Here is a 23,349-nt window from a genome sequence, read left to right as displayed (position 1 = left end):
ATCAACCCTTCTTCAGATGCCGGCGGCCGAGCAGTTCGGCGATCTGCACCGCATTCAGCGCCGCGCCCTTGCGCAGGTTGTCGCTGACGCACCAGAGGTTCAGGCCATTGTCGACGGTGCTGTCGTCGCGCACCCGGCTGACAAAGGTCGCATAGTCGCCGACGCATTCGACGGGGGTGATATATCCGCCGTCCTCACGCTTATCGACGAGCATGACGCCCGGCGCCTCGCGCAGGATGCGCTGCGCTTCCTCGGCGGGCAGTTCCTGCTCCATCTCGATATTGATGGCTTCCGAGTGGCCGACGAAGACCGGAACGCGGACGCAGGTCGCGGTGACCTTGATCTTCGAATCGAGGATCTTCTTCGTCTCGGCGACCATCTTCCATTCTTCCTTCGTCGATCCGTCGTCGAGGAATTTGTCGATGTGCGGAATGACGTTGAAGGCGATCTGTTTGGTGAACTTCTTGATGTCCTTTTCGTCGCCGACGAAGATCTGGCGCGTCTGGTTCCATAGCTCGTCCATCCCCGCCTTGCCGGCGCCCGACACCGATTGATAGGTCGAAACCACGACGCGCTTGATTTTCGCCGCATCGTGCAGCGGCTTCAGCGCGACGACCATCTGCGCGGTCGAGCAGTTCGGGTTCGCGATGATGTTGCGCTTGGTATAGCCATCGATCGCGTCGGGGTTCACCTCGGGCACGATCAGCGGCACGTCGGGGTCCATGCGATAGAGCGACGAGTTGTCGATCACGACGCAGCCCGCGGCTGCGGCCTTGGGCGCGTGAATCGCGGTCGCGTCGCTGCCGATGGCGAAGATCGCCATGTCCCAGCCCGACCAGTCGAAATTCTCGATATTCTGACATTTCACGGTTTTGCCGGTGTCGCCGATCCCGACTTCGTCGCCCTGGCTGCGCGACGACGCGACCGCCGCCAGTTCGGCGATCGGAAATTCGCGTTCGGCGAGGATGGCGAGGACTTCGCGTCCGACATTGCCCGTCGCACCAGCGACGACGATCCGGTAACCCATGAAATATGTCCTTTGTCTTGGCGTGAAATGAAAAACGACCGGTTCTGCGCCTTGGCGGAACCGGTCGTTCTGGAAAGCTGTTTCGGCTTTGTGGGGAGAAACTCTCCTCAGCCTTCGCCGGCTTCCGACCGGTAATCGCGGCGCTCCGCAATACGAGCCGATTTACCGGTGCGGCCCCGCAGATAGTAGAGCTTCGCACGGCGCACGGCGCCCTTGCGGACGACGGTAATCGAATCGATGTTCGGCGAATAAAGCGGGAAGACGCGCTCGACGCCTTCGCCGAACGACATTTTGCGCACGGTGAAGTTCGAGCCCATGCCCTTATTCGCGCGCGCGATGCACACGCCTTCGAAATTCTGGACGCGGGTGCGTTCGCCTTCGACCACCTTCACGCCGACGCGCAGCGTGTCGCCGGGGCGGAACGTCGGAATCTCTTTGCCGGCCTTGGCAATTTCTTCAGCTTCGATCGTCTGGATGAGGTTCATGCCTCTAGTCCTTCTTCTTTTGCCGCGCGCCAGAGGCAGGTCGGGCCCGAGCGTCCTCATGACGCTCCCAAAGGTCCGGCCTGCGTAACCGTGTATGATCCTGCGCCTGTTGTTTCCGCCAGGCGGCGATCTTCGCATGATCCCCCGATCGCAGCACTTCGGGGATCGTGCGCCCTTCCCATGTGACGGGCCGGGTATAGTGCGGATATTCGAGCAAACCGTTCTCGAACGATTCGTCGTCGCCACTTGAAGCCGCGCCCATTACGCCGGGAAGCAGCCGAATGCAAGCGTCGAGCAGCATCAGCGCGCCCATCTCGCCGCCCGAAAGTATGATGTCGCCCATCGACAGCTGTTCGATCGGCCGTGCGTCGAAGATGCGTTCGTCGAAACCCTCGAAGCGGCCGCACAGGATGATCGCTCCGGGACCCGCGGCAAGCTCGCGCACCCGCTTTTGCGTGACCGGCGCGCCGCGCGGGGTCATGGCGAGCAGCGGCAGCCCCGGATGCGCTGCCGTCGCATGATCGATCGCCGCCCCCAGCACGTCGGCCTTCAGCACCATGCCGGCGCCGCCGCCCGCGGGCGTATCGTCGACGGTGCGATGCCGGTCGGTGGCAAAATCGCGAATCTGGACGGGCGCGCACGCCCATGTCCCGCTTTCGAGAGCGCGCCCCGCCATGCTGTGCCCTAGCGGACCGGGGAACATGTCGGGATAGAGCGTGAGCGGGACGGCGGTGAAGGTCATGACGGCGGCTGCCATAGCGCCTCGGGCAGCAGGTGGCGATCCTTCTTCAATTCGTCGTGCAGCCATTCGCGGAAGCGCTCGATCTTGCGCACCCCGACGCGATTTTCGCGGTGCACGAGCCAAAGGCCGGCATCGGCGACATAGAGTGTATCGAAGGGCTGGACCATCCGGCCGCTGGCAAGGTCGGCCTGCCAGAACAGCGGGGTCATCATCGCGGCCCCGAAGCCCGCCTGCACCGCGCTCGCCTCCTGCAACTGGCTGTCGAGCTCGATGCCGAGGCGCGATGGCGCCAGCGGAGTCGCAACCCCCGCGGCGACAAACCAGTCGGCCCACCAGCTGTCGTTCGGGGCGAGCCGCTGGACGCGCAGCAGGTCGGCGGGTTCGCGGATCGCATGCTCGGCGATGAACGATGGTGCGGCGAGCGGAGCAAGCGTCTGGCGCATCAGAAAGTCGCTGCGCAGGCCGGGCCAGGGGCCCATTCCCAGGCGGATCGCCACATCGACGTTCGACGCGTCGAAGTCGACGAGATCGTTGCTCATCGACATGCGCACCGCAAGGTCGGGGTAAGCGAGCTGGAAGCGGCCGATACGTGCGCTCAGCCATGCGCCGCCGAAGCTCGTCACGGAGCTGATCGTCAGCACGTCGGTCTCGTCGCTGCCAAGTGCAGCGAAGGCATCGTGCATTGCGGCAAAGGCGGCGCGGATCGCGGGGAACACGCGTTGGCCGGTCTCCGACAACCGCACGCGCCCTTTCTCACGCACGAACAGCGCGCGGCCTAGCCGGTCTTCCAATTGGCGGACCTGATAGCTGACCGCTGCCTGCGTCATCCCCAGTTCCTCGGCAGCGCGCGAGAAATTTTCCAGCCTTGCAGCCGATTCAAAGGCACGGACGGCAGCGAGGGGCGGCAGTTTCGGCATCACCGGTGCATAAGGCAAACTTATATCTATGTGCAAAGCTTTAATTGGCGAAGGCGCTAGCGAGGGCGCATCTGCACTTCATCGCAACCGATGGAGACAGACGATGATGGATGAAATCTGGATGCGGAGCTGGAACGCCGATCATGCGCGCTTCAGCGCCGACCTCGACCGCGGCTTCGCGCAGCTCGGCGCCGCCTTGAAGCCGCTTTTCGCCCGGCGCCCGCGCGGCGCGGCCAAAGCGGCACCGGCTCGCCCCGCGAGCTAGTCGCGTGCTGGACGAAGGCGCAGGGCCTGAACCGTCAGCGGATGCGTCGGGGCTAGCAGAATCTGACCGTCGAGCTTGCCGCGCTCGCAATTGAGCCGGAACAAGGCCCCCAGCGCGCCGCGCGCGACCGGCGGCTCGGCGGTCGGACATGCGCCCAGCTGATCTTTCAGCGCCGCCAGGTCCTTCGCCCATAACGCCGCCGAGCGATCCATCAGGAAGTTCATCGCCAACCGGTCCTGTATCGGCGCCAGGTCGCCCGCGTCATAGACGGCGCGCGACGCAGCGATCATCGCGGCCATGTCGGGCGTGACCGACGCTGGCCGGGTTTTGAGCAATCCCGCCTTCTCCATCGCCACCGCCGTGTCCCAGGCGGGCGCCGACGGTCCGGCATAGGTGCGGTTCGACAGCGCAAAGACGCCGGCGCCGAAGTCGGGCATCAGCATCACATGGCTGCCATATCCTGGATAGCCACCGCCGTGCGACAGGGTGAGCCCCAGGTCGCAGTCCTGCGCAACGCGCCAACCCATGCCATAGGCCGCGGCCTGCTTGCACGCCGTCTCGCCGCTCGCGCCGGCGCGCGTCGCCAGCGAGACGAAGTTCAGACCCTGCGCGATCTCGCGCACCGTTGCGCGGCGGATTGGCCCAGCATCGGCCTCGTTGCGCGGCGGCCAGGCAGACAGCAGAAAGGCGACCCATTTGGCATAGTCCCGCGCGCTGACCTGCAGCCCGCCCATGCTATTGAAGGCACCGTCGGCCATTTCGGGTTCGGGCACCCACGCCTCACCTTCCCAGCGGTAGCCGCGGGCATAATGCGCGCGCGGCGCGCGCGTCACGTCATAGCCGCTCGCCTCCATCCCCAGCGGGCGGAGGATGGTGATGCGGACATAGTCGGCATAGGGCATACCCGACGCATTGGCGACGATGCGGCCGAGCAGGGCATAGCCGAAGTTCGAATATTCGAAGCGGCTCTGCGGCGCCTGCGTGAAGGGGACGCCGGCGGTCAGCATCTTGGTAAAATCGTCCTGCGTCAATATCTGCTGGCGGTCGCCCCACGGATCGTCGGTGACGAACCCCGCGACATGGTGGAGCAGGTCGCGCACGCGAATGCGCGGACTGTCCGCGGTCGGATAGGTCCAGCGCTTCATTTCTGGGACATAATCTTCGGCCAGATCGTCGAGCCGCAGCTTGCCCCGGTCGCGCAGGTTGAGCACCGCCAGCGCGGTGAAAGCCTTGGTCATCGAGGCGATCCGGAACAGCGTATCGCCGTCGACCGGCGTTCCGGTCGCCACATCCTGAATCCCGCGCCCCTTCAGATAGACGATCTTGCCATCCTGCACGATGCCATAGACGAGGCCAGGGATATGCTGATCGGCCTGATAGCGGGCAAAGAGCGCGTCGATCTCGGGCGCGATTCCGTCGAGACTCCTTCCCGTACTTTCCTGCGCGAACGCGGGTGAGGCGCAGCCAAGCATCACCGCCGCTACCAAGGCCGATTTCCAACGCATGAAGATCCTTTCGCGAACGGACGAGCGCCGCAGGCTAACAGCGGGCCGGGACGGCGGCAATCCGCCGCGCCCGGCCGTTTTAGGACTGTCTACGGCTGCAACGCCCGTGCGCGCCGCCAACGCGTCGTCACCCCATGACGAAGGCGTTGAGCTTGTTGCCGTCGGGATCGCGAAAATAGCCCGCGTAAAAACCTTCGCCGCGCGGACCGGGGGCGCCTTCGTCGCTGCCGCCATGCGCCAGCGCGATATCATAGAGGCGCTGGACCTGATCGGTATCGCTGGCCTCCAGCGCCACCATCACGCCATTACCGACGGTCGCGACATTGCCGTCGAACGGCTTGGTCAGGCCAATGCCCGCGCCGCCGCCCTCCTTGCCCCAGGCAATGAAATTGTCGAATTCCATCATGCGCGGCACACCCAGTTCGGCGGCGATCGCGTCGTAAAAAACCGCCGCTTTGGCAAGGTCGTTGGTGCCGAGCGTCACATATCCGATCATTGGTCATCTCCCGATTCGTTGAAGCAAGAACATATCAGGAACAATGTATACGACAAGAAAAGAAAAGGGCGCCCGGTCGATGTCCGGGCGCCCTTTTCGAAACGTTGACGATGCTGCGCGATTACGGCTTGATGCGGATCGCGATAAACGCCGACGGACCGCCGCGGCGGAGAATCTCCATCAGCACCGCGTCGCGGCCGGCCTTCTTCGCATCCGCCACCGCCTTGGCCAGGCCCTCGCTCGTCGTCACCGGGGTGCGGTTGACGCTGAGGATCACGTCGCCGCGGCGCAGGCCCTTGCGGCCAGCATCGCTGTTGCTCGACGCGGCGCCGATGACGAGGCCCTTGGTCGATGCATCGACGCCGACAGCGCGCGCGATGTCGGGGGTCAGCGTCTGCACCGCGAGGCCCAGATTGTCCTGGACCGCCTTGTCCGAAACGCTCCCGCTGTTGTCGTCAGGCGTCGCCTGATCGTCTTCGGGGTCGAAATCATTGCCGGCGAGCTGGTCTTCGGGCGGACGCGTGCCGACGACGGCGTTGAGCGTCATCGTCTTGCCGTCGCGCACGACCTCGATCGGGATACGCGTCCCCGGCTTGGTGTTCGCGACGATGTAGGACAGCGTCTGCTGCGGCGTCACATCCTTGCCGTTGACCTTGGTCACGACGTCGCCCCGCTTGATGCCCGCCTTCGCCGCGGCACCGTCATCCTCGACGCGCTGGACGAATTCGCCGCGATCCTTGGGCAGGCCGAGCGCCGCGGCCATATCCTCGCCGACCGGCGCGATGCCGATGCCCAGATAGCCGCGCTCGACACGCTCGCCGGCGCGCAGCGCGTTGATCACCGGGATCGCTGCATCGGCCGGAATGGCGAAATTGACCCCGATGTTCGCGCCGACGGGCGAGATCAGCATATTGTTGATGCCGACGACATTGCCGTGCAGGTCGAACAGCGGACCGCCCGAGTTGCCGCGATTGATCGCCGTGTCGGTCTGGATGTAGCGGTCATAAGCACCGCCGTTGCCGATATTGCGCTGCACCGCCGAGATAATGCCGGCGGTGACGGTCGAGCCGAGGCCGAGCGGGTTGCCGATCGCAACCACCCAGTCGCCAACGCGCGCCTTGCCGCTGTCGCCGAATTTCACGAACGGCATGCCGGTCGCGTCGATCTTGAGCAGCGCGAGGTCGGAGGCGACGTCGCGGCCGACGATCTTGGCCTGAAATTCCTTGCCGTTGGTCAGCGTCACCGTGACCTGGTTCACCTGTTCGCCGCGCGGACCGCCGGTGACGACATGGTTGTTGGTGACGATATAGCCGTCGTCCGAGATCAGAAAGCCCGAACCGCCGCCCTGCTGCTCCTGCGTGACCGGTTCGCGCGTTCCCGCGAACGGATCGAGCCGGACGCCCAGCGTGACTTCCTGCTTGGTCGAGATGTTGACCACTGCTGGCTGCAGCTGCTCGACCAGGTCGGCGAAGCTTTCGGGCGCGCCGGCGCGCGGAACCGCCTTGGCGATTTCGCTGCGCTCGTTCTGCGCCACCTGCGCGATAACGGGCGACTGGGTGACGAGCGCGAGCGCTGTGCCACCCACCAGCAAAGCCGAAGTGATGCCATAAACATAACGCACGATCGCAAATCCTTCTCTCTTGCGAAAAAACCCAAGGACCCCGGCAGGCTTCATTTGGGGCCGTGCGGCTGAACGGCAATTGAACATGAACGGCGACTGCACGTCCGGTTCATCCGCCGTCCTGCCCCTATCCGCCGCTGAAACGCTTCAGATATTCATTGTCGGGCGACATGATGATCGACGTTCCGCCCTTGTTATTCTCACCCAGGAATGTCTGACGATAACTCTGCATGGCGCGATAGAAATCATAGAATTCGGGATCCTTGCCGAAGCTGGCGGCATAGATGCGCGCGGCTTCGCCATCGGCGTTACCGCGAATGATCTGCGCTTCCTTCTGCCCTTCGGCGCGGATCGCGATCGCTTCCTGCTGGCGCGCGGTGCGCATGCGGTCATAGGCCGCCTGCAGCGTTGCGCCTTCGGGGAGGTCGGCGCGCTTGATCCGCACGTCGATGATTTCGGCGCCATATTTGTGCGCCTCGCGATTGAGCGCGACCTGAATATTGTCCATCACCGCACCGCGTTCGGGCGAGAGCAGGGTCGCGAAGGTCCGCTTGCCGAGTTCGTTGCGCAGCGACGAGCCGAGGATTGTCGCCAGCTGTTGCTGCAATTTATCCTCGGTCCGGATCGCGGTGTACATGCGCACCGGGTTGGTGATGCGGAAGCGTGCGAAGGCATCGACCTGCAGCCGTTGCTGATCGGTGGAGAGCACCTGCTGGCGCTCCATGTTGATGCCCAGAATGCGCTTGTCGATATATTGGATCCCATCGGTGAACGGCACGCGCAGGACAAGGCCCGCACCCGACCGGCCGAATTCCTCGTTCGCCTTGTAGCGATTCACCGTGCGCTCGATTTCGCCGAAGCGCAGGATCAGCGCCTGCTTGTCTTCGGGAACGATCGCCAGCGTCTGCGACAGGATCACGAGAATGGCGACGAGGCCGACGAGCAGCCGCATCGGATGGCGGGTGATCGATTCGAACATCACTGGCCTCCCTTCGCCGCATCGGACGCGGCGTCGGACGCCGCGCGCGAGCGCCGCTGAACTTCGCTCAGCGGCAGATAGGGGGTGACGCCGCGCGCCTCGACAATCGTCTTGTCGACGTTCGACAAAACATTCTCCATCGTTTCATAATATAGCCGCTTGCGGGTCACGCCCGGCGCCAGCTTATATTGTTCGTAAATCTTGTCGAACGCCGCGGTGTCACCGCGTGCGCGTTCGAGCACCTGCTGTTCATAAGCGCGCGCCAGGTTGATCGACGACTCGCGTTCCTGCCGCGCCGCGGTCACTTCCTTGAACGCCTCGTCGACCTGCTTCGGCGGATCGGCCTGGCGAATCGCGATGCCCTGGATTGTCACGCCGGCGCGATACTGATCAAGCAGGGCCTGCATGCGCTGCTGGACCTGCGTCTCGATCTCGACGCGGCCGGGACCGATCGCCTGCACCAGGTCGAAATTGGCGACCGTCGCGCGCATCGCGCTTTCGGCGACCTCGCGGATGGTGCCGTCGGGATCGGCGAGCTGGAAGATGTAGAGTTCGGGGTCGCGGATCGACCAGCGCACTTCATAGGCCAGATCGACGATGCTCTGGTCGCGGGTGAGGACGAAATTTTCGTCGCTTGCATTGGGCGAGCCGACCTGCATCGTGCGGATCGCGCGCACGTCTTCCATGCGGATGCGCTCGATCGGCGCCGGCCAGGTGAATTTCACGCCGGGTCCGACGGTACGCGAATAGCTGCCGAGCCGGGTAACGACGCCTTCCTTTTCGGGCGGTATGATGTGGAAGGACGAAAACAGGAACCACACCGCGACAAGCGCGCCAACGCCCCATTTCCACAGCCGCGCCGATTCGGGCATCTGCAGATTGCCGCCGCCGCCACCCGAACCGCCGCCGCCGAAGCCGCCGCGCCCCTTGCGCAGAAGTTCGTCGAGTGCGGAGGGGCCGCGCGGCTTGCGCCCGCGCAGTCCGTCGGCGGGATCGGGCGTCACCCAGGGATTGCGCGGACCCGACCGGTCATCGCCATCGCCGTTATCCTTCGGGCCATTGCCCCACGGACTGTTCGCCATCAGCGCAATCTGATGGAAAAATTGCCGCACTCCCTGCGGGGCGCGGCCTCCCATGCTGCCATCACTTTTGTTGCTCATGAATGCTTTTATAAGGGCGGCGCGCGCGATTAACAGGGGGGCCAGGCGAAAATGGGTGGCAATCGCCCCGCTTATCCCTATCTGCCGCGGACATGACCGATATCGCCATCCTTGCCAGTCTCGCCACCGATCTGACCGGTGGCCGCACGTCGGGGCTTCGCTATCTCGACGATCAGGGCACGCTCGCGATCGTGCTCGATGTCACCGGGCTCGCCGAAGACGAGCGCAAGCCGCTCGAGGAAAAGCTCCGCGCGGGCCTGCTCGCCCGTGCCGGCGTTGCCAGCGTCCGCGTTGCCATGACCGCCGAGCGCAAGGCGATGACGATCATCGCGGTGGGCAGCGGCAAGGGCGGGGTCGGCAAATCGACGCTCGCCGCCAATCTTGCCGTCGCGCTGCGCCGCTCCGGAGTGAAGGTCGGACTGGTTGATGCCGACATCTACGGTCCGTCGCAGCCGCGCCTGATGGACAGCGAGGGCGTGAAGCCCGAAGCGCGCGGATCCAAGCTCTCGCCGGTGCAGAGCGCCTATGGCGTTCCGATGCTGTCGACCGGCCACATCGCCGCGCCGGGTCAGGCCATCGCCTGGCGCGGCCCGATGGCCGGCCGCGCGCTCGAACAGCTGATCGACGCAAGTTGGGGCGATATCGATACGCTCGTCGTCGACCTGCCCCCCGGCACCGGCGACGTCCAGCTCACGATGATCCAGAAGCACAAGCCCACCGGCGCGGTCGTCGTCTCGACGCCGCAGGATCTGGCGCTGATGGACGCAGCGCGCGCCGTGTCGCTGTTCGAGCAGGCCGAAGTGCCGATCATCGGCGTCGTCGAGAATATGGCCGGCTATGCCTGCCCGCATTGCGGTGAGGTCAGCGACCCGTTCGGAAGCGGCGGTGCCGAGGCCGCGGCGAAGGAAATGGAGCTCGATTTTCTCGGCCGCGTGCCGCTGTCGATGGGCATCCGCCTCGCGAGCGACGGCGGCGTCCCGCCCGCGGCCGGAACCGATCCGCTGGGCGAGCCGTTCCACGCGATAGCCGCGAAGGTCGCGGCGTGGCTCGCGGCGCGAAAGGGCATATGATGGCGATCAACGACGAGGCTGAAATTCGCGCCCTGCTCGCAAGGCCGCGCCGCATCGCCATCGTCGGCGCCTCGCCTAATCCCGCACGCCCCTCGAACGGCGTGCTCGCCTTCCTGGCCGCGCAGGGCCACGATGTGATCGCGGTCAATCCCGGCCATGCCGGCAAGACGATCCACGGTGCGCCGGTGGTCGCGACGCTCGCCGATGTCGAGCCGGCGGCGGAGATCGTCGATATCTTCCGCAACAGCGCCGACGCGGGCGCTGCCGTCGACGATGCGATCGTCCACGGGGCGAAAGCGGTGTGGATGCAACTCGGCGTCATCGACGAAGCCGCCGCGCGGCGCGCCGACAAGGCCGGCCTGGTCGTTGTCATGGACCGCTGCCCCAAGATCGAGATTCCGCGGCTGGGCTTGCTGCGCTAGCCCCTACGAAAGGCTTTGCGTCGCCGACTCGCCGCGATTATCAGCAGCGGGGATGACCGGCATTCGGGACAAAGTGGGGACAAAGAAATCGCGCCTGCCGCATGTCAGCCGCCGGTCGCTGCTCGTCGGCGCCACCGCTGCGGGCGGCCTTGCGCTGGCCTGGTCACTCTGGCCGCGTCATTATGCGCCCAATCTGACCGCTGCGCCCGACGAACATATCTTCAACGCCTTTCTGAAGATCGGCGACGACGGGCATATCGCCGTCGTCGTGCCGCAATGCGAAATGGGGCAGGGCGTCACCACGCTGCTGCCGCAGATCATTGCCGACGAGCTCGGCGCCGACTGGCGCACCATCGCCGTCGAAACCGCGCCGATCAACCCGCTCTATACCAACACACTGCTCGTCGACGAGGATAGCGCCACCTTCATGCCGCGCGCGCTGGTGCCCGATGTCGTCGCCGATGTGCGCAGCTGGGTCCGACGCGAATGGGCGGTGCGCCATGCGGTGATGCTGACCGCCAACAGCTCGTCGATCCGCATGTTCGAGGGGCCGTGTCGCGACGCCGCGGCGCAGGCCCGCACGCTGCTGATGATGGCGGCAGCGAAGCGGTGGGACGCCGACTGGCAGGATTGCGACACGCAGGATGGCTTCGTCACCTGGAAGAACCGCAAGCTGCGCTTCGGCGACGTCGCGGCGGTGGCCGCAACGCTCGATCCTCCGGCCGAACCCGTCTATCGCGCCAACAACAATGACCCGCTCTACGGCAAGGAACTGGCGCGGCTCGACCTGCCGGCAAAGGTTGACGGGTCGGCCAATTTCGCCGGCGACATCCGCCTTCCCGACATGGTTTTCGCCGCGATCCGCCAGGGACCGTTCGGCGCCACCCGGCTCAAGAGCATCAACCGCAAGGCGGGGATGGCGTCGCCCGGCCTGCTCGACATCGTGCTCCACGACCGCTGGATTGCAACCGTCGCGCGCAACTGGTGGGCCGCGAATCGCGCGCTCGACCGCTTCGCACCGCAGTTCGAAACCACCGGGCCGCCGATTTCGAGCGCCGGCATCGACCAGGCGCTGAAGGCCGCGCTCAAGGCTGATGGCTATCGCATCGCCAAAAAAGGCGACGTCGCCGAGGCGATGGAGGGACGCACCAAGGTTGCGGCGCATTACGCCGTCGCGCCCGCGCTTCATGCACCGATCGAGACGCGCACCGCAACCGCCGCTCCCGACGGCGACCGGCTGCGCCTGTGGGTTGCGACACAGGCGCCCGCCCAGTGCCGCGACGCGGTCGCGCGGGCAGTCGGATTGCCGCCGGGCAAGGTGACACTGTTCCCGATGATGGCGGGCGGATCGTTCGACGCCTGTCTCGATCACAGCGTCGCGGTGCAGGCGGCGATCATCGCGACGCAGATCAAGCGCCCGGTGCAGCTCGCCTGGTCGCGCGCCGAAGAAATCATGCGTGACATTCCGCGCGCGCCGGCACGCGCCAAAATCTATGCGACGCTCGACGCCGCTGGCGGGATCGACGCGCTCGTCGCGCGGATCGCGGTGCCATCGACGAACCATGAATTCCGCGCGCGGCTGTTCGACGGAACCCCGGCTGACGTCGCGCAGCGCGAGGCGGCGGGAACGCCCGACGCCGCAGCGGTCGAGGGCGCGGGCGGATCCTATAATTTCCGCCATTTCGCGGTCGATCATTGCCCCGCCGACATAGGCCTGCCGACCGCGCGCTGGCGCGGCAACGCCGACAGCTACACCGCCTTCTTCACCGAATGTTTCATCGACGAAATGGCGGCACGCGCCGGATCGGACGCACTTTCGTACCGGATGGCGATGCTTGGACAGGCGCCGCTCCTCGCCCGCTGCCTGCTCACTGCGACCAGCCTCGCCGGATGGGAAGGCGGGCTTTCGGGCACGGCGCAGGGCCTTGCCTGCCATTCGATGCGCGGCAGCCACATCGCGCTCGTCGCCACCGCCCGGCCCAGCGACCGGGGGCTGCAGGTCGAACAGCTCGTCGCCGTCGTTGACGCCGGGCGGCTCGTCAATCCGGCGATCGCACGCCAGCAGATCGAGGGCGGGCTCGTCTTCGGTCTCGCCGCCGCGGTCGGCGCGACGACCGATTATGACGGCGGCATCGCGACCGCCCGCAAGCTCGGCCAGCTTGGCCTGCCCCGCCTGTCGCAAGTGCCGCAGATCGTCGTCGAATTCATCGACAGCGACCGCGATCCCGGCGGCGTCGGCGAAATCGGCGTGCCCGTCGTCGCGCCGGCGATCGCCAATGCAATGTTCGCCGCAACCGGTCGCCGAATCCGCCGCCTTCCGCTATCGCCCGATCCGCTATGATCGAACGCCCCCTTTCCCATCTCGCGGTACCCGCGCCGCGCATCGGCGTGCTGCTCGTCAACCTCGGCACCCCCGACGCTCCCGAACCAGGTCCGGTACGCCGCTATCTGCGCGAGTTCCTGTCCGACCCGCGCGTCGTCGAAATCCCGCCGCTGCTGTGGCAGCCGATCCTGCGCGGCATCATCCTCAACACGCGCCCGAAAAAGTCGGCCCACGCCTACGCGCAGGTGTGGACCGACGAAGGCTCGCCGCTCGCCGCGATCACCCGGCGCCAGGCCGGAGCGTTACAGGCGGCGCTGGGCGACGATGTCCGCGTATCCTGGGCGATGCGCTATGGCGCTCCGGCAATCGGCGGCGCGATCGACGAACTTGTCGGCGAAGGGTGCCGCCGCATCCTGATTGCCCCGCTCTATCCACAATATTGCGCCGCGACGACGGCGACGGTTGTCGATGCGGTCGGTGCGCATCTTGCGCGCCTGCGCTGGCAACCCACGCTGCGTTTCCTGCCGCCCTATCACGACGATTCCGCCTATATCGCGGCACTTGCCGCGTCGGTCGAGGCGGGGATCGCCGCGCTCGATTTCGCGCCCGATACGCTCGTTGCCAGTTTTCACGGCATGCCCGAACGGACGCTGCATCTGGGCGACCCCTATCATTGCCAGTGCGTGAAGAGCGCGCGGTTGCTGTCCGAAGCGATCGGGCGGCCGGTCGAGATTGCCTTCCAGTCGCGTTTCGGACGCGCCAAGTGGCTCGAACCCGCAACCGACGCGCTGCTCGAACGGCTCGGCCGCGAGGGGCGCCGTGTGGCGATTTTCGCACCGGGTTTTTCGGCCGATTGCCTCGAGACGCTCGAAGAGCTCGCGATCCGCGGCAAGGAGCAGTTCGAGGCGGCGGGCGGGCGCGACTTCGCCTATCTGACCTGCCTCAACGACACCCCGCCAGGAATGGCTATGCTTGAGGTGCTGGTGCGGCGTGAACTCGCCGGATGGCATTGAAATAGCGGGCGCTTACCTCCTGTTTAACTCTGCGTCTTAAGCTGTGTATCCAGCGGCTTCCGGTATATTGCGCCGGCACCCGCGCGGAGACATGCGATGAGCGAACTCGACCGGGCAGCCATGACGCTCGCCGGCCTGACCTTGGCCTTTTTGATCGCGGTCGCCATCGTCTGGTGGATACGCCGCCCCCGCCCGCAGGTTACGCTGCCCAAGGCCCCCAGAATGCCGCGCGAAATCCGCATGCCGCGGCTGCCGCGCCGCGCCGAGCCTGAAATCGAGCCCGTCGAAATCGCGCCCGCGCGCCTCGCGCGGCTGCGCGCCCAACCGGTCTATGACCCGTTGCCCAAAGACGAACCGCCGACCGAGGTCGCTCCAATAGCCGCCGAAACCGACACGCCCTCAGACGCCTTGCCGCCCGAACCGATCGAAGAGATGCTGGCGGCGCAGGTTCAGGCCGTCGAGGCGCAGGCGCACGGCGCATCCGAGCCATTGCCCATCATGGACAGTCCCGCAGCTGGTCACGCCGTGCCTGCCAGCCAGGCGCGACTGGTCGCGCAAATCCCGCCGCGCGACGCGATTCTGACGCACAACTGGGTCGGCGGGCGCCCGCGTCTGCCAGGCGCGATGCCGTGGCCGCGGATCGAGGGCACCGATGCCGACTTTATCGCCCAGATCGCCTGTGCCGATTTGCCTGCCGGACTCTGGGACGGGTTGGGCCCGCGCACCGGCGCACTCGCCTTTTTCGTCCATCCCGAAACGGGCGCGGCGACGGCGCTCCATCTGCCCGAGGTGGGACCGCCACGCGCGGCACCCAAGCCAGTCGGCCGCGCCTATTTCCGTCCCGCCGGGCTCGAAGACGAGGCGCTGCACCGGCTCGCGGTGCGGGCCTTTCCCGAATGGGCGGTCGACGTCCGCGGCGCCGATGCGCCCGGCACGCTGGCCGGGGCGGACGCCGCCGAAGCCTTTTTCGCGGCCACTGGCTATGATCTTGCCGATCCTGCCTTTCATCCGTTCGACTGGCCGACGATGACCGGGCTGGCGGCGCTGCTCGCCGCGCGCCTGCCCACCCTTGAAACCGGCACTGCGCCGCCGCCCGACGCGAGCGACGAGCTGACCGAGGCGCTGGCCGATGCCGCCGCAACCAACCGCGACGCGGCCGAGCGCGCGCGCGAGATATTGGCGATCATCGACGAAAGCGCGGGGCAGGCCGGCTTCTCGGCCTCGGACGCGTCCGCAGTGATGACCGCGCTGCACGCGATCCACTGGTCGCGGGTGGTGATCGAAAGCGATGCCGAAAGCGGCGAGGACCGCACCGAATCGATCACTTTGCCGCTGACGCGCCACCATCCGGATGCCGAGCTGTGGGTCAGCGACTATCGCGCGCTGCTTTTCGATCATGCGCGCCATCGCTGGTGCGCCGACCCCGATTCGCTTTCGGCCCCGGCCCGGGCGCTCTTCGAACCCGTCTGGGCCGCACTCGCCGCCGCCGAGGCGCCTCTCGTAGGCGGGCAGCCGCGCCACTATGCACCCGGCTTCGACGAGGAGCGCGACGCGATGCTCGTCGAATTGCCCGCAAGCGCCTTGACCGGCATCGCGCCCGCGCAGGGCGCCAGCCTGATCCTCGCGATCCGCAAGGCCGATCTTGCCGTCGGAAATTTTGCGGCGCTGAAGGCACTGACCGGAAACTGAAAAACTTTCCCCGCAAAGCCGCGCGATTGACGTTCCGGTCAACTTGCGGCCGCTTCGCGCGCGCCCTAATCAACAACGAAGCAAGATTGTGTGGGAGAGCGAATTCATGACACGCGTAGCAATCGTCACCGGCGGCAGCCGCGGCATCGGCGAGGCCATTTCGCTGGCGCTGAAGGATATGGGCGTGCGCGTCGCCGCCAATTATGCAGGCAATGACGAAAAAGCGCGCGCCTTCACCGAGCGCACCGGCATCCCCGCCTATCGCTGGGACGTCGGCGACCATCAGGCCTGCCTCGACGGCTGCGCGCAGGTTGCCGCCGACCTCGGCCCGATCGACATCGTCGTCAACAACGCCGGGATCACCCGCGACGGCACGCTGGCGCGCATGACCTTCGACGACTGGAACGACGTCATGCGCATCAATCTGGGCGGCTGTTTCAACATGGCCAAGGCGACCTTTGGCGGCATGGTCGAACGCGGCTGGGGCCGCATCGTAAACATCGGGTCGATCAACGGCCAGGCGGGCCAATATGGCCAGGTCAACTATGCCGCCGCCAAATCGGGCATCCACGGCTTTACCAAGGCGCTGGCGCAGGAAGGCGCCAAGAAGGGGGTGACCGTCAACGCGATCGCGCCCGGCTATATCGACACCGATATGGTCGCCGCCGTCCCCGCCCCGGTCCTTGAAAAGATCGTCGCGAAAATTCCTGTGGGGCGTCTCGGCCACGCCGAAGAAATCGCCCGCGGGGTTGCCTTTCTGTGCAGCGAGGACGCAGGCTTCGTCACCGGATCGACGATGTCGATCAACGGCGGACAGCATATGTATTGAGCGCGCGCGCCCTGGCTCAAGACCCTCCCCCCTTTTCATGGGGAGAGGGCCTTGTTCCTCGCTTCAGTCCACCGTTACGCCGACGACCCGCCACGTATCGCCTTCGCGCACCAGCGAAAGCGTTTCGATCACGCCCGCCCTGTTCGTATAATCGGTAAGGAATTTGACCATGCGATAGCCTTCGGGCGGCGCGGGGACATATTCGTCGCCAATCAGGACGCGCGATCTTGCGGCCCCGAGCGGCCCCTGCACCTGCCGTCCCGCATTGGCCCAGGCTTCGACGGTGTTGAGCGCCTTGAACGACTGTCCGGTCGCCTCCCAGCTTGCCTTCCAGTCGCCCTTCTCAACCAGCACAAGCCAGGCGCGCGCCGCGTCGGCGGCCGCGCTTTCGGTCGGCGCAGCAGGCGGCGCCGCGGCGGGCGGACCGCCGGTTCCGGTCACCGAGGAAAAGGCGAGTAAAGCAAGGGCAAGCGACATGAGAATAGCTCCAGCTACCAGGCCGAGCAGCCGCACCGAGCGGCGCTTTCCGGCATGTGGAGCACCATCTCTCACGCCGGCCGCTGCTGGGGCTTCCCCCAAAGGCTTGTCCGCAAATTTTTCGGGGGGGCGATGTTCTATCGCGCGCAGCTTGCGCGCCGCCTCGCGGCTGCTCGACACCGCCATCTTGCGGCGGGCATCGCGCAGCCGTTCGTTGATCGTATGCACCGAAAGCCCCAGTTGCCGCGCCATCGATTTTGCATCGTGCCCATCGACAAGCAGGCGCAGCGTCTCCTTTTCCTTTTCGGTGAGCGTCTGAATGGGTGCTGTCATGGGCCTGCCTGCCGTTGCGCCGGAACCGCGCGGCATTTTACGAATGGCCCGCCGGCGATCTACCCCAAATAATTCGTATCCGCATTTGCCGCGCCGGTTGTAAACCAGCGCGATGACCGCCTCCTATCACCCCCCCGTCAAACGCTCGGTTACGATTGCAGGGCACCCGACGTCGATCAGCCTCGAGCCCGTCTTCTGGGACGCGCTGGAAGTCTCGGCGGTGCAGCGCGGCCTGCCGGTCAATGCGCTCGTCGCGCGGATCGACGTCGAACGGATGGAGGCCCCCGATCCGCCGAACCTGACCTCGGCAATCCGCCAATGGCTGTGGCATGCACTCCTTGGCGATCAGACGGCGGCGTAAACCGCCTGCCCGAAGGCCGCGCCCTTGTCGCCGGCATGATGCAGGAACAGCGATGGCTCGATCAGCTCGAGTTCCATGATGTGCAGCACGCCCGCCGCATCGCCGACCATGTCGACGCGCGCATAGACGGGCGGCGCGGGCGCGGCGGCAAGCGCCGCGGCGGCGAGCAGGCGCGCCGCCTCGCTCGCTTCCCATCCCGTCTCGCGCCCGCCGAACTGTTCCTGGACGCGGAAATCGCCCGACGCGGGGCGCTTGACGATGGCATGGCTGAAGGCGCCGCCGAAAAAGAAGAGCGAATACTCCCCGTCGGCGAGGATGCCGGGCATCAGCGGCTGAACAAGGCGGCGGCGTCCCAGCCCATCGGCGGGGATCGGGGCGCCGGGCGCGATACGGTGCGTCCCGTCGGCACCGCCCGAAATCGCGGGCTTCACTACCACCTCTTCCACGCCGAGCGCCGCGCGCGCCTGCGCCAGCGATACGTCGTCCAGCGCCGCGACCTCGACCGTCGGCACCACCGCAACGCCCTTCGCGCCAAGCTCGGCAAGATAGGCCTTGTCGCTGTTCCAGCGCAGCACCGGCACCGGATTGACGACGGGCAATCCCGCGAGCCGGTCGAGCAGCGCATACCAGACGGCAACGTCGCGCTGGTAACCCCAGGCGAACAGCGGCAGGATCAGGTCGAACCTGGTCAGGTCGCCGGGATCGGTCCAGACGCGCTGCTCGACCGCCAACCCGGCCGCCGCCAGCGCCGCCGCCTTGCGCGCGAAGGCGGGCCGCCAATTTTCCTCATAATCGGGTGCCGGGACGAGGATCGCGACGCGCGGTTGGAACGGCATAGAGCCTCCTGAAGCCCTCCCCCTAAGGGGAGGGTCAGACCTGTTACCGGCCGAGCAGCCCGCGCGCCTGCCCCGCAATGTGCGACAGCATCGCGCCATTGGGATTGGGGATGGTGCGCGCGCGGTCGACCGTCGTGCGGAATTGCGCGACGCGCGGTCCGTTCGCTTCCAGCCATTTGCTGACCCCGGCATCGAGATCGCCCTTGGGCAACCCCGCGAGGAAGCTCAGCCGCATCTGCTGGAAATCGCGCGCCAGGCTGTTGACGAGCAGGCGTTCCCACGGGTCGGCAGGACTCATGTGCGCCGCCAGCGTCTGCGCCCAGTCGAGCCCGAGCGCGTCGCCCAGATGGGTGAAGGCCCGCGTCACCCCGACCTCATCGTCGCCGCGCCGTTCGGCAAGGTCGACGATTCCGATCGCGCCGTCGGTCTTGAACAGGCGGACGACCGCCGCGGTCAGCGCCCCGGGCGCGCCGGCGTCGAGCAGCTGCTGCGCCAGCGCGTCCCACTGACGCCGCACCGACGCGCTGAGCAGCGTGTCGACTGTCGCGGTCAGGCGATCGACGCCGGGTTCGAGCCGCGCAACGAGCGCGCCCGGCTGCGCCAGGCCGGGGCTGACGCGCAGCAGGTCGGCCATCTGCGATGCCATCGCCGAGGCGGCCTGGCTGAACAGCGACAAGCGGATGGATTCGTTTATCCCCGCGCTGTCGAGCGACGCCCACAGCCCCTTCATGTCGAGCAAGCGTTCGACGGCGACGAACGCCGCCGCGACCTCACCCAGCGAGCAGCCCTCTTCTTCGACCAGTTCGAGCGGGTGGACGATGCCCATGCGGTTGACGATGCGGTTCGCAAGCTTGGTCGCAATGATCTCGCGGCGCAGCTGGTGATCGGCGATCGCCCCCGCGAAATCGCGCTGCATCTCGGCAGGGAAGGCCGCAGCAAGGTCGCTCGCCAGCGCGGGATCGTCGGGCAAGGCGCTCGCTTCGATCGCGTCTTGCAGCGCCAGCTTCGCAGTCGATAGCAGCACGGCGAGTTCGGGCCGCGTCAGCCCGCTCCCTTCGGCCGAGCGGCGCAGCAGCTCGTCGTTCGCCGCCAGCCCTTCGACCTTGCGGTCGAGCCGGCCCGATGCTTCGAACGTCTCCATGATCCGCACCAGCGACGGCACCGCGGCAGCGCCACCCTTTTCGGCGATCGACAGCGCGAGCGCCTGCAGTCGGTTGTCCTCGAGCACCAGCGCCGCGACATCGTCGGTCATGCGGACGAGCAGCGCGTCGCGATCATCCTGGCTCAGCCGGCCTTCGGCCATCTCGCGGTTGAGCGCGATCTTGATGTTGACCTCATTATCCGAACAGTCGACGCCGGCGCTGTTGTCGATGAAGTCGGTGTTGATACGCCCGCCCTTCGCCGCAAAGGCGATACGCGCGGCCTGCGTGACGCCCAGATTGGCGCCCTCACCCACCGCGCGGACGCGCAGATCCTCGGCATCGACGCGCAGCGCGTCGTTGGCGGGATCGCCGACCTCGGCATTATTCTGGCCCGCCGCCTTCACATAGGTGCCGATGCCGCCGAACCACAGCAGATCGGCGGGCGCGCGCAGAATGGCGGAGATCAGTCCGGCGGGGTCGATTTCAGCAACCGAAAGACCCAGCAGCGCCTGCACCTCGGGGGTCAGCGGGATGCTCTTCTGGCTGCGCGCGAAAACGCCGCCGCCCTTCGAGATCAGCTTCTTGTCATAATCGTCCCAGCTCGACCGGGGCAGTTTGAACATGCGGTCGCGTTCTTTCCAGCTCTTGGCCGGATCAGGATCGGGATCGAGGAAAATGTGACGATGGTCGAAGGCCGCGCACAGCTTGATCGCCTTCGAGAGCAGCATGCCGTTGCCGAACACATCGCCCGACATGTCGCCGCAACCGACGACACGGATCGTGTCGGTCTGCACGTCGATGCCCATTTCGGCGAAGTGACGCTGGACCGAAACCCACGCGCCCTTGGCGGTGATGCCCATCGCCTTGTGGTCATAGCCTTTCGACCCGCCGCTCGCGAACGCATCGCCGAGCCAGAAGTCACGCTCCATCGCAAGTCCGTTGGCGACGTCGGAGAAGGTCGCGGTACCCTTGTCGGCGGCGACGACGAAATAGGGGTCTTCGCCATCGCGGATCACGACGCCCTTGGGGTGCACCACCTTGCCGCCGACGATATTGTCGGTGATCGACAGCAGTGACCGGATGAAGATGCGATAGCATTCGGTGCCTTCGGCGAACCAGGCGTCGCGATCCTCGGCCGGGCTCGGCAACTGCTTGGGATAGAAGCCGCCTTTCGCGCCGGTCGGGACGATGACGGCGTTCTTGACGCGCTGCGCCTTCATCAGCCCCAGAATTTCGGTACGGAAGTCGTCGCGCCGGTCGGACCAACGCAGGCCACCGCGCGCGACCGGGCCGGCGCGCAGATGGATGCCCTCGACGCGCGGGCTGTACACCCACACCTCGCGCCACGGCAGCGGCTTGGGCAGCCCCGGAACCAGGCTCGAATCGATCTTGAACGCCAGCGCCTCGGCCGCGGCGGGCGCAAAGGCGTTGGTGCGCAGCGTCGCGCCGATCACCGCATGGAACAGGCGCAGGATTCGGTCGTCGTCGATCGACTGGATCGCTGCAAAGCCGGTCTGGATTTCGGCGGCGAGCTCTTCGGCGCGCGCCGCATCCTTTGCCTGGGGGTCATGGAGCGCACGGAAGCGATCGACGAGCGCGGCGGTCAGCGCCGGGGCGCCGCGCAGCGCCGCCACCACCGTATCCATGCCATAGCTCGATCCGCCCTGGCGCATGTAGCGGAACCAGGCGCGGAGCCACACGATCGCCTGTGGATCGGTCTGCGTCACCAGCACGAGCTGGTTGAACGCGTCGTTTTCGGCCTTGCCATCGAGCACCGCGGCAATCGCGCCCTCGATCGTCTCCACATGCGGCATCAGGGCGGTTTCGTCGACATTGGCGGGCAAGCGCAGCGAAAAATCGTGGATGAAGGTTGCCTCGGCATCGCCCTCACCGCCGCCATGGACGTGCAATTCGGTCGGGATTTCCTCGAGCACCTCGAACCCGAAATGCTCGAGCGCCGGAACCACGTCCGACAGCGCGAGCGGTCCGGCCGCACTATAGACCTTCAGCCGCAGCCGGTCGTCGCCGTCGAGGCTCTTTTTCGCCAGCCGCACATTGCGCGGGCGGTCGGCATCGAGGTCGCGCAGACGCAGGATGTCGCGCGCCGCCTCTTCGGGATTATAGAGATTGCGGTAATTGGCGGGGAACAGCGGGGCGAAGCGCGCAGCAAGCGCCGCCGCGCGGCCCGGATCGCCGCGGCGCGCCAGCGCGCCTTCGACCTCGGGCTGCCAGCCGCGCACCATCTGTTCGAGCTGAGCGTTCAGCGCTTCGGTATCGGGCACGATGCCGCCGCCGCGCAGGTCGAGCGTGTAGCGCAGCAAGGCAGCGCCGCCATCTTCGAGCGCCATCGTCCAGCCTATGACCCCCGCCTTGGCCTCGCGCACCAGCAGCGACTCGATCGCCAGCCGGCGACCGGTCGACACCTCGTCGCGCGGCAACCAGACAAAGGTGAAGAGATGGCGGCCGAGCGGACTGCGTATCATCACCAACTTCGGGCGCGGGCGATCGGTAATCGACATCGAGGTGAGCACCAACTCTTCGAGCGATTCGGCGTCGAACGCGATCAGCAAGTCGTGGGGCAGCGCGGTCAAAGCGTGCGCGAGCGCCTTGCCCGCGTGGCCGCCGGGGTCGAAGCCGAATTTGGCCATAAGCGCCTCGAGCTGCGCGCGCAGCACGGGCACCTTGGCGGGCGGCGTCGACAGCGCGGCGCTGGTCCAAAGACCCGCATGGATCGACAGGCGCTCGACCGTCTTGCCCTTCATCTCGGGAACGACGACCAGATCGAGCAGCACGCGGCGATGCACCGACGACAGGCGGTTCGACTTGATGAGGAGCGGCGCCGTGCGGCCCTTTTCAAACCAGGCAAAGGCCGCTTCGAGTGCGGTTTCGGACAGGATTTCGCTCGTCCCCGCGGCACAGATGCCCAGCGGGTCGTGGCGCTTGCCGTCGCGCGTGCGCCATTCATGGCCGAGCTGCGTCATCGCGCCGCTTTCGAACCAGCGCAGCAGCTCGGCGCCATCGCCGTCGGCGCGCATCGTCGAATCGGCGAGCATCGCGGCGCGCATCGCCTTCCAGTCGGCGACCGCAGCGCGCACATCGGCGAGCGAGGCTTCGAGCGCATCGAGCAGACGGCGCCGGGCGCGGGCGTCGCCGCGTTCGAGCTCCATATAGATGACCGACTCGCGCGCACCGTCCTTGCCGGCGTCGACCGCGGTCAGATGATTTTTCGCGTCGCGCTCGACCGAAACCACCGGGTGGAGGATGCGGTGCACGGCAAGACCCTGCGCGCCCGCGATCTGCGAGGTCGAATCGACGAGGAAGGGCATGTCGTCGTTGACGACGACCAGGCGCATCCGGCGGTCAGTGCCGTCAGCCGCCACCGGCTCAAGCAGGAACGACGGTTGGCCCGGCGCCCGGTCGAGCGACGCGCGGGCGGCGAATTCGCCCGCTTCAGCCAGCGCCTTGGCATCGAGGTCGTCGCTCTCGCCGGGCAGCGCGCTGCCCTGCAAGGCGGCCTGATAGGCCTTGGCGAATTTCGCAGGAACTTGCGCCGCCGGCGACGTGCCGGCTGCGGTGTCTTCAGTCGATTTTTCAGGCATAGGGTTGCAGCATCCCGGACCAAGTTGAAGCGAGCATCCGCCGGGGGGACGGCGGCGC

At 66.6% G+C, this 23,349-nt stretch carries 20 protein-coding genes; 8 read left to right on the top strand and 12 right to left on the bottom strand.

Annotated elements, in window-relative coordinates:
• Position 1 precedes the first annotated feature (1 nt).
• From P1IM2_RS04120 to P1IM2_RS04105, 4 genes are all read right to left on the bottom strand, one after another.
• On the bottom strand, positions 2–1,027 hold the full coding sequence (locus P1IM2_RS04120) for an aspartate-semialdehyde dehydrogenase (RefSeq protein ID WP_186401490.1): 1,026 nt from the start codon (positions 1,025–1,027) through the stop codon (positions 2–4).
• A 107-nt stretch (positions 1,028–1,134) separates the two neighbouring features.
• Entirely contained in the window at positions 1,135–1,512 is a 378-nt protein-coding gene (gene rplS / locus P1IM2_RS04115) for a 50S ribosomal protein L19 (protein ID WP_186401489.1), read from the bottom strand.
• A 4-nt stretch (positions 1,513–1,516) separates the two neighbouring features.
• The gene (gene trmD, locus P1IM2_RS04110) at positions 1,517–2,254 is read right to left on the bottom strand and encodes a tRNA (guanosine(37)-N1)-methyltransferase TrmD (protein WP_186401660.1); all 738 of its coding nucleotides are present in this window, start codon (positions 2,252–2,254) and stop codon (positions 1,517–1,519) included.
• Entirely contained in the window at positions 2,251–3,171 is a 921-nt protein-coding gene (locus tag P1IM2_RS04105; RefSeq protein WP_186401488.1) for a LysR substrate-binding domain-containing protein, read from the bottom strand. The genes trmD and P1IM2_RS04105 overlap by 4 nt, the downstream gene beginning before the upstream one ends.
• Positions 3,172–3,274: 103 nt before the next feature.
• On the opposite strand from P1IM2_RS04105, the gene P1IM2_RS04100 reads away from it, so the two are divergent.
• Positions 3,275–3,436 carry a hypothetical protein gene (locus tag P1IM2_RS04100; RefSeq protein ID WP_186401487.1) on the top strand — a complete coding sequence of 54 codons (162 nt, stop codon included), beginning with the start codon at positions 3,275–3,277 and terminating at the stop codon, positions 3,434–3,436.
• On the opposite strand, the gene P1IM2_RS04095 is transcribed toward P1IM2_RS04100, so the two are convergent.
• The 5 genes from P1IM2_RS04095 to hflK all read right to left on the bottom strand — a co-directional run bounded on the left by P1IM2_RS04095 (position 3,433) and on the right by hflK (position 9,197).
• Positions 3,433–4,941, bottom strand: a complete 1,509-nt coding sequence (locus P1IM2_RS04095) for a serine hydrolase (protein WP_186401486.1) — start codon at positions 4,939–4,941, stop codon at positions 3,433–3,435. The genes P1IM2_RS04100 and P1IM2_RS04095 overlap by 4 nt on opposite strands.
• A 127-nt stretch (positions 4,942–5,068) precedes the next feature.
• On the bottom strand, positions 5,069–5,437 hold the full coding sequence (locus tag P1IM2_RS04090; RefSeq protein WP_186401485.1) for a VOC family protein: 369 nt from the start codon (positions 5,435–5,437) through the stop codon (positions 5,069–5,071).
• 121 nt (positions 5,438–5,558) lie between these two features.
• Entirely contained in the window at positions 5,559–7,058 is a 1,500-nt protein-coding gene (locus P1IM2_RS04085; RefSeq protein WP_186401484.1) for a Do family serine endopeptidase, read from the bottom strand.
• 127 nt (positions 7,059–7,185) lie between these two features.
• Positions 7,186–8,037, bottom strand: coding sequence for a protease modulator HflC (hflC, locus tag P1IM2_RS04080; RefSeq protein ID WP_062901442.1), 852 nt, complete (start codon positions 8,035–8,037; stop codon positions 7,186–7,188).
• Positions 8,037–9,197 carry a protease modulator HflK gene (gene hflK / locus P1IM2_RS04075; protein WP_082819862.1) on the bottom strand — a complete coding sequence of 387 codons (1,161 nt, stop codon included), beginning with the start codon at positions 9,195–9,197 and terminating at the stop codon, positions 8,037–8,039. Before hflK ends, hflC begins: the two co-directional genes overlap by 1 nt.
• 92 nt (positions 9,198–9,289) lie before the next feature.
• On the opposite strand from hflK, the gene P1IM2_RS04070 reads away from it, so the two are divergent.
• The 6 genes from P1IM2_RS04070 (at position 9,290) to phbB (ending at position 16,543) form a co-directional block, all read left to right on the top strand.
• Positions 9,290–10,267 (top strand): Mrp/NBP35 family ATP-binding protein, encoded by a 978-nt coding sequence (locus tag P1IM2_RS04070; protein WP_186401483.1) that lies wholly within the window; start codon positions 9,290–9,292, stop codon positions 10,265–10,267.
• Positions 10,267–10,689 carry a CoA-binding protein gene (locus P1IM2_RS04065; RefSeq protein ID WP_062901440.1) on the top strand — a complete coding sequence of 141 codons (423 nt, stop codon included), beginning with the start codon at positions 10,267–10,269 and terminating at the stop codon, positions 10,687–10,689. The genes P1IM2_RS04070 and P1IM2_RS04065 overlap by 1 nt, the downstream gene beginning before the upstream one ends.
• A 52-nt stretch (positions 10,690–10,741) precedes the next feature.
• Positions 10,742–13,030, top strand: coding sequence for a xanthine dehydrogenase family protein molybdopterin-binding subunit (locus tag P1IM2_RS04060; protein WP_186401482.1), 2,289 nt, complete (start codon positions 10,742–10,744; stop codon positions 13,028–13,030).
• Positions 13,027–14,025, top strand: a complete 999-nt coding sequence (gene hemH / locus P1IM2_RS04055) for a ferrochelatase (protein ID WP_186401481.1) — start codon at positions 13,027–13,029, stop codon at positions 14,023–14,025. Before P1IM2_RS04060 ends, hemH begins: the two co-directional genes overlap by 4 nt.
• A gap of 96 nt (positions 14,026–14,121) precedes the next feature.
• A complete protein-coding gene (locus P1IM2_RS04050) occupies positions 14,122–15,714 on the top strand; it encodes a DUF1963 domain-containing protein (RefSeq protein ID WP_186401480.1) in 1,593 nt (530 codons plus the stop codon).
• 106 nt (positions 15,715–15,820) lie between these two features.
• The gene (phbB, locus tag P1IM2_RS04045) at positions 15,821–16,543 is read left to right on the top strand and encodes an acetoacetyl-CoA reductase (protein ID WP_086457969.1); all 723 of its coding nucleotides are present in this window, start codon (positions 15,821–15,823) and stop codon (positions 16,541–16,543) included.
• Positions 16,544–16,606: 63 nt separating this feature from the next.
• Here phbB and P1IM2_RS04040 read toward each other — a convergent pair whose 3' ends face one another.
• Positions 16,607–17,353, bottom strand: coding sequence for a DUF4019 domain-containing protein (locus P1IM2_RS04040; protein WP_186401479.1), 747 nt, complete (start codon positions 17,351–17,353; stop codon positions 16,607–16,609).
• A 112-nt stretch (positions 17,354–17,465) separates the two neighbouring features.
• Between P1IM2_RS04040 and P1IM2_RS04035 the strand changes: the two genes are divergently transcribed.
• Positions 17,466–17,714, top strand: a complete 249-nt coding sequence (locus P1IM2_RS04035; protein WP_062901435.1) for a ribbon-helix-helix domain-containing protein — start codon at positions 17,466–17,468, stop codon at positions 17,712–17,714.
• Here P1IM2_RS04035 and P1IM2_RS04030 read toward each other — a convergent pair.
• On the bottom strand, positions 17,699–18,550 hold the full coding sequence (locus P1IM2_RS04030; RefSeq protein ID WP_186401478.1) for a RimK family alpha-L-glutamate ligase: 852 nt from the start codon (positions 18,548–18,550) through the stop codon (positions 17,699–17,701). The genes P1IM2_RS04035 and P1IM2_RS04030 overlap by 16 nt on opposite strands.
• 43 nt (positions 18,551–18,593) lie before the next feature.
• Positions 18,594–23,291 carry an NAD-glutamate dehydrogenase domain-containing protein gene (locus P1IM2_RS04025; RefSeq protein WP_186401477.1) on the bottom strand — a complete coding sequence of 1,566 codons (4,698 nt, stop codon included), beginning with the start codon at positions 23,289–23,291 and terminating at the stop codon, positions 18,594–18,596.
• Between the last annotated feature and the right edge of the window lie 58 nt (positions 23,292–23,349).

Origin of the sequence: Sphingopyxis sp. P1IMeth2 (assembly GCF_900185685.1) — a bacterium.
Lineage (GTDB): Bacteria > Pseudomonadota > Alphaproteobacteria > Sphingomonadales > Sphingomonadaceae > Sphingopyxis > Sphingopyxis terrae_A.
This window is presented reverse-complemented; position numbering and strand designations above follow the sequence as displayed.